Annotated in this window: 8 protein-coding genes; 3 read left to right on the top strand and 5 right to left on the bottom strand. The window is 57.4% G+C overall.

The features are described from left to right. Window positions 1-34: 34 nt before the first annotated feature. From dinB to M9920_02090, 5 genes are all read right to left on the bottom strand, one after another. A complete protein-coding gene (dinB, locus tag M9920_02110; GenBank protein MCO5051081.1) occupies window positions 35-1144 on the bottom strand; it encodes a DNA polymerase IV in 1110 nt (369 codons plus the stop codon). 47 nt (window positions 1145-1191) lie between these two features. After that, entirely contained in the window at window positions 1192-4080 is a 2889-nt protein-coding gene (locus tag M9920_02105; GenBank protein ID MCO5051080.1) for an aconitate hydratase, read from the bottom strand. 568 nt (window positions 4081-4648) lie between these two features. Next, on the bottom strand, window positions 4649-5392 hold the full coding sequence (locus M9920_02100) for a prepilin-type N-terminal cleavage/methylation domain-containing protein (GenBank protein MCO5051079.1): 744 nt from the start codon (window positions 5390-5392) through the stop codon (window positions 4649-4651). 72 nt (window positions 5393-5464) lie between these two features. Further along, window positions 5465-6259 (bottom strand): DUF1559 domain-containing protein, encoded by a 795-nt coding sequence (locus M9920_02095; protein MCO5051078.1) that lies wholly within the window; start codon window positions 6257-6259, stop codon window positions 5465-5467. A 202-nt stretch (window positions 6260-6461) separates the two neighbouring features. Further along, the gene (locus tag M9920_02090; GenBank protein MCO5051077.1) at window positions 6462-8552 is read right to left on the bottom strand and encodes a hypothetical protein; all 2091 of its coding nucleotides are present in this window, start codon (window positions 8550-8552) and stop codon (window positions 6462-6464) included. Window positions 8553-8767: 215 nt separating this feature from the next. Here M9920_02090 and M9920_02085 point away from each other — a divergent pair, with 215 nt between their 5' ends. The 3 genes from M9920_02085 (at window position 8768) to M9920_02075 (ending at window position 13373) form a co-directional block, all read left to right on the top strand. Beyond that, window positions 8768-11761: an ATP-binding protein gene (locus tag M9920_02085; GenBank protein ID MCO5051076.1), complete on the top strand. Its 2994-nt coding sequence runs from the start codon at window positions 8768-8770 to the stop codon at window positions 11759-11761. Window positions 11762-11834: 73 nt separating this feature from the next. After that, entirely contained in the window at window positions 11835-12479 is a 645-nt protein-coding gene (locus tag M9920_02080) for a response regulator transcription factor (GenBank protein MCO5051075.1), read from the top strand. 3 nt (window positions 12480-12482) lie between these two features. Further along, window positions 12483-13373, top strand: a complete 891-nt coding sequence (locus M9920_02075) for a class A beta-lactamase-related serine hydrolase (GenBank protein ID MCO5051074.1) — start codon at window positions 12483-12485, stop codon at window positions 13371-13373. Window positions 13374-13684 lie beyond the last annotated feature (311 nt).

Raw genomic sequence — 13684 nt, 5'->3', positions numbered from 1 at the left:
CCCAAGCGCGTAGCGAAAAAGGCTGCGCGCTTTTTTATTGGCTGCGACCGAGGGGGTGCCGGGCGCTGGCGTTTGAGGTTGCTTGTTGCTTTGGAAAAGGGAGTTGGAGTTGATTGATGCTCGCTTCCATTAGACCACTGACGCCCAGTCCCAACAGGCGCAACGGGCGATTAACCAATCGTTCGCGCCCCAACAGCCAGCATCCCAGCCGATAAATCTCCCGCCCTTGGGTCAATGGTTCTTCCATGGAAATCTGGCGAGTGAGCGTGGTGAAATCTCCGTAGCGAATCTTAACCTGCACGGTGCGGGCTGCCAGGCGGTGATGTTCCAGATGCGCCGCGATGTCTTCGGCGAGTTCTTTCAAGCAGGCGCGCAAAGTCGGACGGTCTTCCGTGTCGCGGAGAAATGTGTTTTCGCTGCTGATGCTCTTTACTTCGTCGCTCAAATCCAGGGGTCGCTCATCGTCGCCGAAGGCAAAGCGGCGCAGCTCAGTTCCCCAGGAGCCGACGATGGAGCGCAGATCGCCCGGGTAATTCTGTAAATCCTCGATGGTTTGAATACCGACCCGGCGCAAATTTTCCTCCGTGATTTTTCCCACTCCATGCAGCGCTCGAACCGGCAATCGTTTCAGGAATTCAACCTTCTCGGATTCGCGGATCAGCGTCAGCCCGTCAGGCTTCTGATAGTCGCTTGCCAGTTTGGCCAGGAGTTTGTTTGGAGCGATCCCGATGGAGACGGTGAGTTGGCGCATTTGAAGAATGGCCGCCTTGATTGCGCGGGCGAGGGGGAGAGCCAGTTCCAAGCTGGCATCGGCGGTCGCGCCTTGAAACCGGGCTGAAACCTCCACGTAAGCTTCGTCTATCGAGACTTGCTGGATGCGTTCTCCGGCTCGTTCCCGAACGATGGCCATGATTTCTCGCGATTCAGTGCGATATGCGTCCATTCGCGGTCGCAGGAAGATTCCTTTGGGGCAGAGTCTTCCCGCCGTGACGCTAGGCATGGCTGATTTAACTCCGAATTTGCGCGCTTCATAACTTGCCGCGCACACGACTCCGCGTTGCGTCGGTGAACCGCCGACGATAACCGGTTTGCCTATGAGGGCCGGGTGGTCGCGTTGCTCGATGGAGGCGTAAAACGCATCCATATCGAGATGGAAGAAAACCCGGAACATTCCTGTCGCGCGCCCGGCGCTTAAGCTTTCGCCAGCAATTGGCGCAAGACGTAAGCGAGAATTCCGCCGTGCCGGTAATAGTCCACCTCGATGGGCGTATCAATCCGGCAACGGACGGGAATGGTTTCAACCGCACCGTTCTTGCGGGTGATCTTCAAGGTCAAGTCCTGCTGCGGATGCAATTCCTCACCCAACCCAATCACGTCGTAATGTTCCGTGCCATCCAGTTTGAGGGTTTGGACCGTGGCACCATCCTTGAATTGGAGCGGCAGAACCCCCATGCCGACGAGGTTGGAGCGGTGAATGCGTTCGAAGCTTTGCGCGACCACAACTTTCACCCCCAGCAGATTGGTGCCCTTGGCCGCCCAGTCACGGCTGGAGCCGGTTCCATATTCCTGCCCGGCTAGAACGATTAACGGCACACCATCGGCTTTGTAGGCCATGCTGGCATCGTAAATAAACGTGGGTTTTCCAGCGGCGACCTGGATCGGTTTGTCGGGGGCTGTCACTTCACGCTCACCGAAATAAACCGTGTAGCCGCCTTCGATACCGGGGCACATCAGATTCTTGATGCGAACATTGGCGAAAGTCCCTCGTGTCATTACCCGGTCATTTCCGCGCCGCGAACCGTAACTGTTGAAGTCGGATTGTTCGACCCCATTTCCCGTCAGATACTTGCCCGCCGGAGCTGTTTTCTTGATTGAGCCGGCCGGTGAAATGTGATCCGTGGTGACGCTATCGCCGAACACCGCCAAGGCCCGTGCGCCGGTGACTGGCTGAATGTTGGGGGGATTCAGGGTGAAGCCTTCAAAGAACGGCGGCTCCTGAATGTAAGTGGATTTGGTGTCCCATTCGTACACGTCGCCGGTCGGGGAAGAAATTTCGTTCCATTTCGGATTTTGAGCGACAAAATCCCGATACAGTTTTCGGAAGACCTCCGGTTTCAAAACGGACTCCATCGCTGCGCGCACTTCTTGCAACGTCGGCCAGATGTCGGCGAGGTAAACCGGGTTGCCGTCCTTGTCTTTGCCAAGCGGTTCGCAACTAAGATCAATGTCCACCCGGCCCGCCAACGCGAACGCCACCACGAGCGGCGGCGACATCAGGAAGTTGGCCTTGATGTTTTGGTGGATGCGCGCTTCAAAATTGCGATTCCCCGATAAAACTGCCGCCACCACGAGATCATTTTTTACCACCGCATCTTCAATGGCCGGATGCAGCGGGCCGGAGTTGCCGATGCACGTCGTACAACCATAGCCGACCACATTGAATCGCAGCTTGTTGAGATACTTCTGCAGATTGGTCTTTTTAAGGTAATCGCTGACGACCCGGGAGCCGGGAGCCAACGACGCTTTGACCGCCGCCGGAACTTTAAGGCCGCGCTCAACCGCATTTTTGGCGAGCAACCCGGCCGCCAGCATGACGCTGGGGTTCGACGTGTTGGTGCAACTCGTGATGGCCGCGATCACCACCGAACCATGGTGCAGCTTGGCTTTGATTGCTGGCGCGTGGGCTTCAATGAGATCCGGCGAGGGGCGGTTCAAAACCATCTCTCGTTCGGTGACGGGATTAGTCCCGGCGGCGAGGGCTTGTTGTTGCAACACGGGCGACTCGCTGCCGCCGCCCGGATGGTAATCTCCATCCGAGGCAACCGTGACCGTGGTGGCGTAGGCGCTTCGGACTTTGCCAAATCCATTTTCGGTAATGGGTCGCTGGAAAGCCGCGAAAAATTCACGCCGCAGATTTGCCAGTTCGATCCGGTCCTGCGGCCGGCGCGGTCCGGCCACGCTCGGGGTGATGGTGCCTAAATCCAACTCGACCACTTGCGAATAGTCAATATCACCAAGCCCGGGCATGCCCCACAGCCCTTGGGCGCGATAGTAGTTTTCGTAAAGTTTACATTCGCCATTGGTGCGCCCCGTCGCCCGCAGATAATTGAGACATTCCTGGTCAATGGGGAAAAAGCCCACGGTCGCACCGTATTCTGGCGCCATGTTGCCAATGGTGGCTCGATCCACCACGGGCAGGGCGGCCGCGCCCGGGCCGAAGAATTCCACGAATTTGCCGACGACCTTGGTCTTGCGCATCAGTTGCGTGATGGTGAGCGCCAGATCGGTGGCGGTTACGCCTTCCTTCAACGCGCCGGTCAGATGCACTCCCACCACGTCGGGGGTTAAGAAATAAACGGGCTGCCCCAACATTCCGGCTTCGGCTTCAATCCCGCCCACTCCCCAGCCGACAATCCCAAGACCATTGATCATCGTTGTGTGCGAGTCGGTGCCCACCAGCGAGTCAGGATAATACACGCCGTTGGCGCTCAAAACGCCCTTCGCGAGATATTCCAAGTTGACCTGGTGGATGATGCCGATGCCCGGCGGAACGACCTTGAAGGTGTCAAACGCCTGCATCCCCCACTTGAGGAACTGATAGCGCTCGCGGTTACGATGAAATTCCAGGTCCAGGTTCCGCTGCATGGCGAATTGCGTTCCCGCAAAGTCCACCTGCACCGAATGGTCCACGATGAGATCCACCGGCACCAACGGTTCGACAATTTTCGGATTTCGGCCGAGGTGCGCCACCGCGCTACGCATGGCGGCCAAGTCAACCAGCAGCGGCACGCCGGTGAAGTCCTGCAGAACAATGCGCGCCACGACGAACGGAATTTCTTCCGTGCGCTCGGCCTGGGGTTTCCAATTGGCCAACGCGCGGACGGCGGCTTCAGTGACCCGGGTGCCGTCACAATTCCGCAGCACCGATTCCAGCACCAGCCGAATGGAAACCGGCAGCCGCGAGATCGGGCCGAGTCCTGCTTTTTCCAAAGCGGGCAGTGAGTAGAAATTGCCTTCCTTGCCCGTACCGGGATCAAAAGTGCGAAAGACCTGGGAGTCGAATGGATTTGCGTTACTCATAAAAAATTCAGACCAAAATGAAGTCTATGTTCCAATAAACTGTGAGGATTACTTAGGGTCTCGTCAAGTTTAGTAAATGCGTGCCAATGGATCGTCGGGCTGGAACATCGTTGCCACCAAGCGGAAAAGCCATCCGAAGAAGCGATTGGTTTCGCGCGTCCGGACTAACTCATGAAGGACGCGGTGGAACGAGTCCCTCCCAGGGAAAAATACAACCGCGAAATACACGAAACACGCGAATGGGAAGACAGAGGGATGATGGGCAGAGGAATGGGGGATGGGGGAGCATCGCCGTCCTCGGCGGTCGTCGTCCGCGTCTCGCGGACGACATCCGGTTTTGAAGCTAAAGGCCACGAGGCGTCTTGACTCGGTTCGGTCGAAACTGCGGCGGGACGCCGCAGCCACATTATTGGCCGGGCACACGCTCACGGCGACAACGTCGTTATGCCGGGAGGGACGACTTTCATGTCGTCGCTAACTGGCAAAAGGCGCGAGTGGTTTTGATTGAAGCCTGCCCGCGACAAGCGAGGGTGAGCGACGCACAAGCAGTTGAGGCGCGAGATCGGCGTTATTTCGGAGTGCGCATGGAGCGCACACTCCAATCGAAGAACAGATATTGTCGGGTGGCCGGGGCAGGGCCGCCATGGACGGGCAGCAAAGGAATGTAATTCATGTAGGTGGAGCTGGTGATGCCCACGCTGGTCAGCAATTGTTTGTCGCAATCAGTCATCGCCCAGTTATCCGAGCGTCGCAGAATGGATGAGGCTTTTTTCGGTTCCGCCAGTGGATTTTCCGGACGGCCAAAGGGGAAAGTGATGACGTTCAGTCCCACTCCCGGATCGTTGGTCACGGTGCTTAAAGAAAAATAACTGACCGGAACATACAGTGGCGGATTCGGCGTCAGCTTGGGCAGAGCTCGAAAAGAGGCCGGGCAGATCGCCACGGCGGCGGTGCGGGTAATCGTGGTAGCGGGCGGCGGGTAGGCCAGATAGGACGCGATGTACGCCGCCAGCGATCCGTTGTAGCGGTTGGGACCATTCACCCCGGTATCGCGGTAGGTGAAAAACATTCCCGTCCAGCACGGGCCTGGCAGCCGGTCATTGTTATCCATCGTGTACATTTCGATGGCCAGACCAACCTGCTTGAGATTGCTGGTGCAGTTGACTTGATACGCTTTCTGTTTTGCCTTGGCGAGCGCGGGCAGCAGCATGGCGGCGAGAATGGCGATGATGGCGATCACCACCAAGAGTTCAATCAGCGTAAACGCACGGCGACGCGGTCCGGGTGATGGAGTTTTTTGCAGTAAGCCCATAATTCCACCGACAATATAGCCCGCGAACGGGAAATGTCCGCGTTTAAGCGTGACATCTTGATGCGGGTCGGATTACCACAAGCCGTAATAAAGCACGTAAGAGGAGGCGTAGTTGGTTTTCATTTGTTGAAGTTTCAACCAACGTGCCGAACCGTCGAGATAAAGTACGTTGCCTCCGGCGGCGCCCGCTTGCACCGCCGTTCGGCCTGCACGAGTGAAGGTGGCTCCGTTCACTTGATAAGGTCCCGATTTGGTATGCGGCGCCATGGTCAACGTGTCGCCCCAGTGGTTCTCATCGGCGGCGATGGCGTTGGTTGGCGAATCGGTCAGTCGGGTGGCAACCCGCCAGGAGCGGGCGTCTGCAAGATTGGATGTCGGCAATTTTGCGTCGCACAAATAGTTGTAACCAATCAGGTAACCATAGTCGCCGCTGTAGCGGGTCTGAGTGCCGAATGTAAAGTTCGGGCAATCCATGATTTTAAAATTACCGGTATAACGAACCAGGTTGGTATAGGTGTCGCGATTGATGCGGATGGAATGCCATTCGCCGTTGTTATCACGGCCGCTGGGCAGCTTCTGCTGAAATTCATTGCCATACATGTGAACGGATAATCCGACCTGGCGCAAATTACTGACGCACGCCACGCGCTTGGCCTTTTCCTTGGCGCTGGAAAGCGCGGGCAGCAGCATGGCCGCCAGGATGGCAATGATCGCGATGACCACCAGCAGTTCGATCAAAGTGAACGCATGACGGGTCCACGGACAGTCCGGTTTATCCGCCGGCTCCGCAACGAGCGCCAAAGCTGCCGTCGGGGGAACGCACCCGTCGCACGGTTTACTGGAGAGGTCTGGCGTGTGCCGTTTCATAATTGTCAGCTTGTGATTCATCATTAACCCGCAGCGTCGGTTGGTAAAGTTCAAATCCTCGGGCGGTATCATTTGAATTGGGAATCCCGATGGCGTTTCTGGTCAGGGCGAATTTGATTGCAGCGGCGTTATGAGTTCGAGGGTCAAAAAGAAACCGGGGCGAATTTGGCCCCGGTTTCCTGAAGGTTCTATTCCCGGACCGTCAATCCGCCAAGCGGAAGAACCGGGCTGGCTCCGTGTAGCTATTCGTCCAAGGCCCCAAGAACGCGCCGCTGGTGATATTCGTCCAAACATTGGGGCTATTATTCTGAGGGACGTTGACATACGGTCCGTTGGCGGTGGTGGCCGACTGTAAACGGTGGCCGCCTTCCCAGTTCAAGACGACGCCGGCGTCCGTTTTGGTGATGCTCAACTCGGGCGCTGCCGGCGGAGTGGGCGGCGTGGCGCCGACCGGTTGCATCAAGAGCCGGAAAGAAATCGGCTCATTGAGATTCACTTGCGGGTTGTTGACTCCGGAGGTGGTGAACCGCAGCCAGGCGTTGTCCTTACCACCCAGCCACTGAAAACTGACGCGGAATGATTTTGTTCCGGTATCGGCAGCGAGGTTGGAAACCCGGCCAATGTTAGGCGCGGTCATGATATTGGCCGACGTGCTGCCTGAAAATCCCGGCACCCGGAAACCGTAATCTATCGAACCGGAGGGCGCGGTTTCAAACGTCTGGAATACGGTGTCGCCATTTTTGAAGTTATCAATGTAGAGATCAAACGGTCCGGTATTGTCCGGATCGTCAATCACAAAAGCAATCGCTTCCAAAATTCCCCAATCACCGGGCAGGTTGTTGGTGTTGGACGCGGTCGGATTCCATTGAATTGAGGCGCCCGCCTGCGCGGTCTTGATGGCGATGGTGTCCACCGTTTCATTGGGATCATAGATCCAGTTGCTATTTTGATCATGGTATTGAGTATCCGTGACGTCCACGTATTCGTAAAAGCCACCGTACCAGTAGCTGCGCAACAGACGGTATCCGTCCGCACCGGGCACCGCATTCCAAGCCCAATTGACCGCAAACACATCATTGCTGGTCACCACGTCCGACTGCGCCGGAGTTTCGGAGTAAATGATGTTGCCGTTGGGCAGGGTGCGATAGGCATAGACTTGGAGTTCCACGATATCGGTCGGATTGTATCCTGATTCGGAAGTCGTGCTGGCTACGAGACCAGTCGCATCACCGACGGTAGCGCCACTGCCACGATCGAACGTCACGGTTTGCCAATCGTTGCTCGGGTAAATAACCGGTGCGTTAATTGGGGCGCCACCACTTATCTCGGTTGCGCCAAGGAAATGTAGGTTGGCGCTGGTGGAAATTCCAGGGTCGCCAATCGGACCTTCGCTCGTGGTTTCGCGGATGCTAAGTCCGATACGAATACTGGGATTGGCACCGCCTCCCACCAGAAGTCCGGTGTTAGACCCGGGGAGACAACCTTCCAGTTCACCCACTGTTTGCGTCGCGACAACGCGAGCACCTTTCACCAAGCCGGATACTGCTACGGCGTTGTTGCCGGCCGTAATGCTTGACGTCTTTTGACCGATCAAAACCAAGCCACTGCCGTTGTCTTGATACACTTTGATGGTGGTGGCGGCTTCATTTATTCCCGAAACCGTTACTTCGGTGGAGCTCGCACCCACTGGACCGATCACGGTAGCCAGGGGAACGGAAAGGCAAGGTTCGACGAGAGTGAACCGCCACGCATCGAAAATCATGCGATTGCCATCAGTCGCGGTGATCCTGCCACTTTTGTAGCGGAATTTAATAACCGGATTGGCGCTACCCACGTCGTTGGTGAGATAGCCCATGTGTTGCCAAACATTCGCCGGGCTCCCAAATTGTCTTTGGAATTTATCGGTTTCATCAAATGACAGCGTCGCATAATCGGCGCTGACTGAGAATACGGCGTCAGTCGTGGTATTCCCCGCCGTGCTATTAAAGTTATAGCTGATTTCATATGTGCCTCCGGCAGTGCCCAGAGTCGGCATCAGATCCGCGCCGGCTTCAGGATCGTCAATGATAGCACCACCGATGTAGCATCGCGTTGCCGTAGAGGTCGAAGGACGCCCCGGCGCTGTTCCCTTGGCTCCGTAATCCCCAAAGGGAATGACGTACTCGACATAGGTGCCGTCGCTTTGAGCGCCGGCACCTTCCGGATTGGGTCTGGATGTGATGTAAACCACATCCGCCAGCGCATAGCCTGAAATGAGCGCGATTACAGAAGTGGTAAGTATGGCTTTCTTCATATTGTTTCTTCCTGGTGTGGATTTGATTTTGCTGACGGGGTTCTGATTAAAGCATCTCTCTTTGCATACGCGGGTTTTTGGCATAAAGCTTGGTTTAACAATTTGTTCCTCGCAGTCTATACGGTCAGCAAAAGTATTTTCAATGACTGCGCCAGACATATTCATGTAACAATGCTTTGTCTCAGCGGACATAATCAGTAGGTTTATTCGTCATTATGTCGTTGGCCCGCATTAGCACTGCCGCTCGTTGTTGCCGTTTCATCCGGCATTTTTGCGGCGGGGCGGGATTGATTGGCTGGACGTTGAGTCGGGTGCTGGCCGCTCCCGGATTGCCGGCGCATTACGACTTGCGCGTCTGGCAGACGGATGAGGGCCTGCCTCAGAATACCGTTACCGCCCTGGCGCAAACTCCGGACAGTTATCTCTGGGTGGGAACACGGGGCGGTTTACGCCGTTTCGATGGCGTCCGCTTTACCTCCACGGCGGAGATGGAAATCTCTCATCTTGAACAGGCCTCCATCACGGCTTTGTGCGTAACCCGCGATGGCGCGTTGTGGGTGGCGGGCGAGGCGCGCGGGTTGACGCGGCTGGCGGCGGATCACCCGCAGTCATTTACCCAAACCAACGGACTGGCGGATAATCAGGTGCAATGCTTGTTTGAAGCCAGTGACGGCACGCTATGGATCGGCAGTGAAACCGGTTTGACTTATTTTCGCGATGGCCGGTTCACCTCCATGTCGGCGGCCTGGCCCTTGCGCAATAATTCGGTCAAAGCCCTGGCCGAGGGGCCGGATGGGATTTTACGGGTCGCCACGGTGACGGGGCTGGCCAGCATTAATTCCCAGGGTGTGGTTAGTGCGGAAAACTTTGGTCTGGGGCCGATGCGCGGCATTTTGAAAGCGGCGTGGCTGGATCGGGCCGGACAACTTTGGTTGGGCGCCACGGATGGGTTGTCTTGCCTGGCCGCAGGTCATCGCACCAATTTTGTCGAGCACCAGTCATTGCCCGAGAAGATTACCACTGCCGTCCGCGAGGATCGCCTGGGCCAATTGTGGGTAGGCTCGTATGGCGGATTATTGCGGCGGGTCAATGGCGCCGTGTTGCCGTGGGCGCGAAACAAAATGGGCATCAACGACATGGTGAACACTATTTTCGAGGATCAGGAGCGGAATCTTTGGGTGGGCGGACGGGATGGCTTGTACCGGCTGACGCCGACCCGGTTTGTCTCCTTAACCACGCAGGACGGCTTGAGCTACAACAACGTCACGTCCGTTTGTGAGGATCGCGCGGGCGACCTGTGGTTCGGCACCTGGGGCGGAGGCGTGAACCGTTGGCGCGATGGCCAGTTCACGGTGGTGAACGAAACCAGTGGATTAACGCATGACATGGTTTTGTCCTTGTGGCCCAAACGCGACGGCAGCCTGATGGTGGGAATGGACGCTCCTGGAGGCGTAAACCAACTGACTGCGGCATTGACCAATGTGTTCACGCAGAACTCCGAGCTGATTCCCGCACCGGTGCGGGTGATCTACGAGGATCGTCGCGGAACCACCTGGGTGGGCACCGCGCGTGGTTTGAACGCCCAACGCGCCAATCAAATGGACACCTACACCATGACGAACGGCCTGGTGGGCAGCAACATCACGGCGATTTGTGAGAGCCGCTCGGGACGGCTGTGGATCGGCACGGAGGCGGGCCTGTGTTTCACCGATGATGATGCGACGGGGCAATTTGTGTCCGCGCCCGAGGTGCCCGCTGGTTACGTCAACACGTTGTACGAGGATGCGGAAACCAATCTGTGGATCAGCATTCGCGGGGTGGGAGTGAGCCGTTGGCGTGATGGAAGCGTGGTTACTTATGGGCTTCGCGAGGGGCTGGCGAGTGATGAGGTGTTCGAGATTTTGGAAGATGAGGCGGGCAATTTTTGGATGAGCGGTTTGCGCGGGATTTTCCGAATCAGCCGCTGGCAATTTGACAATCTCGCGTCGGCACAAAACCGACAGTTGAACTGTACCGTGTTCGGCCCGGAGGACGGCCTGGCGACCGCGCAGTGCAACGGGGTGGCCCAGCCTTCGGGGTGGAAGGGGACTGATGGTCGGCTGTGGTTTGCCACCATTCGCGGGGCGTTAATCGTCGAGCCAGGAATTAAATTAAATCCGTTGCCGCCCCGGGTGGTGATTGAGGAAGTCGTGCGTGACCAGCAGGTGGTGCCGCGCGCGGCGGAGCCGCGGAATGGCCGCGAGGTGGTGCGAGTGCCGCCGGGACGGGGGCGTTTGGGAATCCATTTTACCGCGCTCAGTTTGCAGGCGGCGGAGAAAAATGAGTTTCGCTATCGGGTGGCCAAACTGGACCCGCAATGGATCGAGGCGGGCCACCAACGGATTGCTTACTTCGATGTCCTGCCGCCGGGCCGCTACGAGTTTGAAGTGCTGGCCAGCAATAATGACGGCGTGTGGGCGGTGGATGGCGCGCGCCTGCTCCTGGAGATTCTGCCGCACTTCTGGCAGACGTGGTGGTTCCGTTTGAGCGTGGCGGCGCTGGTGCTGATCGCAGCCGGGGGACTGTATCGGGTTCGCGTCGCCCGGCTGCGGGGATTGGAAAATTTGCGCCGGAAGATCGCGGCGGATTTGCATGACGACATCGGCTCGCGTTTGACGAAGCTCGCCATGTTGACGGAATCCGCGGAGCGCGAAATGGCGCCGAACAATCCGGGCAAAGCGCCGCTGCAAAAAATTTCCCGAACGGTTCAGGACATGACGCGGGCCATGGATGAAATCGTTTGGACGGTCAATCCGCGCAACGACACGCTCGATAGTCTGGCCAATTATATTTTTCATTATGCGCAGGAGTATTTTCAACACACGCACGTGCGTTGCCGCCTGCAATTGCCGCCCGCTTTGCCGGACGCGCGGATTTCCACCGGGCAGAGACACAACCTGTTCATGGCGGTCAAAGAGGCGCTGAACAATGTGCTGAAGCACGCGGCCGCAACCGAGGTGCAGGTGGGTTTGAATGTGACCGACAAGGAATTGACGCTGACGATCAGCGATAACGGACGCGGACATGAAACCATGTCTGCCGATCCGACGGGGATCGGGGTGCAAACCATGCAACAGCGTCTGACGAAAATTGGCGGCCGATTCGAGATGACGACCAATGCCGAGGGCGGCACCTTGATTACGTTGCATTTGCCGGGGGATTGGGCGTGACAAGCCCCGCTGGCCTACACATCTTCGTGGCACTGGCGGGCGCGGGTTCGCTCGCCTTAAGCTAACACTGTTCATGGTTGAGAAAGCCGACAAGCCGATCAAAGTTTCCCTCATCGAGGACGACGATTGGATTCGCGAAAACCTCGCCAACCAGATCACCCGGCGCAAAGGGCTTGCTCTTGGGAAGGGTTACGCGACTGCGGAAGCGGCGTTGGCCGCCCTTGCTGCCGAGCCTCCGGAAGTGGTGGTCGTGGATATCAATTTACCGAAAATGAACGGCATCGAGTGCGTGCGTAAAATCAAGGCGCTGCTGCCGGAAACGCAAATCCTGATGCTGACCGCTTACGAGGACAGCGAGAAAATTTTCAAATCGCTGCTGGCGGGGGCCAGCGGCTACTTGTTGAAGCGCACCCCGCAAAGCGAAATTCTCCAGGCGATTGAGGACGTTTATCGCGGTGCGTCGCCCATGTCCGGTCATATTGCGCGCAAAGTGGTGCAGTATTTCAACCGGCGCGGGGTGGCCGAAAACGAAATCGAAAAACTCTCCAACCGGGAACGCGAGGTCTTGGATCGGCTGGCCGAGGGAATCGCCTACAAGGAAATTGCGGATTCGCTCGGACTGAGCATTGACACCGTGCGCATGCACATCAAAAGCATTTACAGCAAACTCCACGTCCATTCGCGCGGTGAAGCTGTGGCGAAATATCTGCTGAAATAGTCCATGCGCCGCCGCTCGTTTTCCTTTCCGACTTTCTTCCTGGCTTTGCTGGGCGGCGTCGGGTTGAGTGGCTGCATCACGCAAACTTGTCCTGTGAATCAATCCTATCTCCATTACCAATTGGATTACTCGACGCCGACCGATCCGCGCTTGCAATCGGCGTTGGAGCAGATAGATCGCGGTCTGCGCGCCCGGTTCGGCCTGACGCCGGAACAAACCGCCGTCGGCGTGCTGGACCTGCGGACTTTGCGCCTGGCGATGATTAATCCGGATCGCGAAGAGTACGCCGCCAGCGTTCCGAAGATCGGAATTTTGCTGGCGTATTTTCAACTGCATCCCGAAGCGGCCACCAACCTCGCGCCGACAACGCGGCACGAGCTGGGACTGATGGCGAAGGCTTCAGACAACGCCATGGCGGCAAAGTTTTCCCGCGAACTCGGCTTGAAGCAAATTCAAGCGGTGCTCAATTCATACGGTTTCTATGATGCTGACCGGGGCGGCGGACTTTGGGTCGGCAAACATTATGGACGCGGCGATGAGCGCTACGGTTCACCGGTGGGCGATAATTCACATGCCGCCACGGTGCGACAGGTGTTGCGTTATTTCCTGATGCTCGAACAAGGCAAGTTGGTTTCGCCAGCGGCCTCCCAGACCATGCGCGATATTTTTAGGTCGCCGGATATTCCGCACGATGACATCAAATTCGTGCGCGGCCTTAAGGGGCGGGACGTCCAGATCATACGCAAATGGGGTTCGTGGGAAGATTGGTTGCATGATGCGGCGGTCGTGACCGGCGCGCGGCGACATTACATTTTAGTCGCGCTGACTCATCATCCGCGCGGCGACGATTATCTGGCGGCCCTGGCTCAACAGGTGGATGATTTATTACGTTAGCCTTGGCAACCAGCCGCTCCATCTGTTGCTGAAGTTTATTTGCCTTCAGCCTTCCTTCACCCGTGCCGCTTAAATGAAAGCCGGAACAAAAGTTCCGGCTGGTCTCGATTGATTGTGGTGTAATCCGTCAGCATCGCGGTCGGCGGCGATCCCCATGTGCTGGACCATGCCCATGCGGGTTGCGCAACCGCGGCGGCGCGTACCGGGGTGGTGGCGTCGGGACAATTATCCGCGCGGGGTAAACCGGCGCTGGCACCACGATGGCCGGTGGCCTCACGATGACGGGTGGCCGGACCACGACCGGTGGTGGG

This window comes from Verrucomicrobiia bacterium, from assembly GCA_023953615.1.
Lineage (GTDB): Bacteria > Verrucomicrobiota > Verrucomicrobiia > Limisphaerales > JADLHS01 > JADLHS01.
This window is presented reverse-complemented; position numbering and strand designations above follow the sequence as displayed.

Bases quoted from the DNA above. Each gene is read 5' to 3' on its own strand.
- dinB (MCO5051081.1), bottom strand. From the start codon at position 1,144: ATGGATGCGTTTTACGCCTCCATCGAGCAACGCGACCACCCGGCCCTC.
- M9920_02105 (MCO5051080.1), bottom strand. From the start codon at position 4,080: ATGAGTAACGCAAATCCATTCGACTCCCAGGTCTTTCGCACTTTTGAT.
- M9920_02100 (MCO5051079.1), bottom strand. From the start codon at position 5,392: ATGGGCTTACTGCAAAAAACTCCATCACCCGGACCGCGTCGCCGTGCG.
- M9920_02095 (MCO5051078.1), bottom strand. From the start codon at position 6,259: ATGAAACGGCACACGCCAGACCTCTCCAGTAAACCGTGCGACGGGTGC.
- M9920_02090 (MCO5051077.1), bottom strand. From the start codon at position 8,552: ATGAAGAAAGCCATACTTACCACTTCTGTAATCGCGCTCATTTCAGGC.
- M9920_02085 (MCO5051076.1), top strand. From the start codon at position 8,768: ATGTCGTTGGCCCGCATTAGCACTGCCGCTCGTTGTTGCCGTTTCATC.
- M9920_02080 (MCO5051075.1), top strand. From the start codon at position 11,835: ATGGTTGAGAAAGCCGACAAGCCGATCAAAGTTTCCCTCATCGAGGAC.
- M9920_02075 (MCO5051074.1), top strand. From the start codon at position 12,483: ATGCGCCGCCGCTCGTTTTCCTTTCCGACTTTCTTCCTGGCTTTGCTG.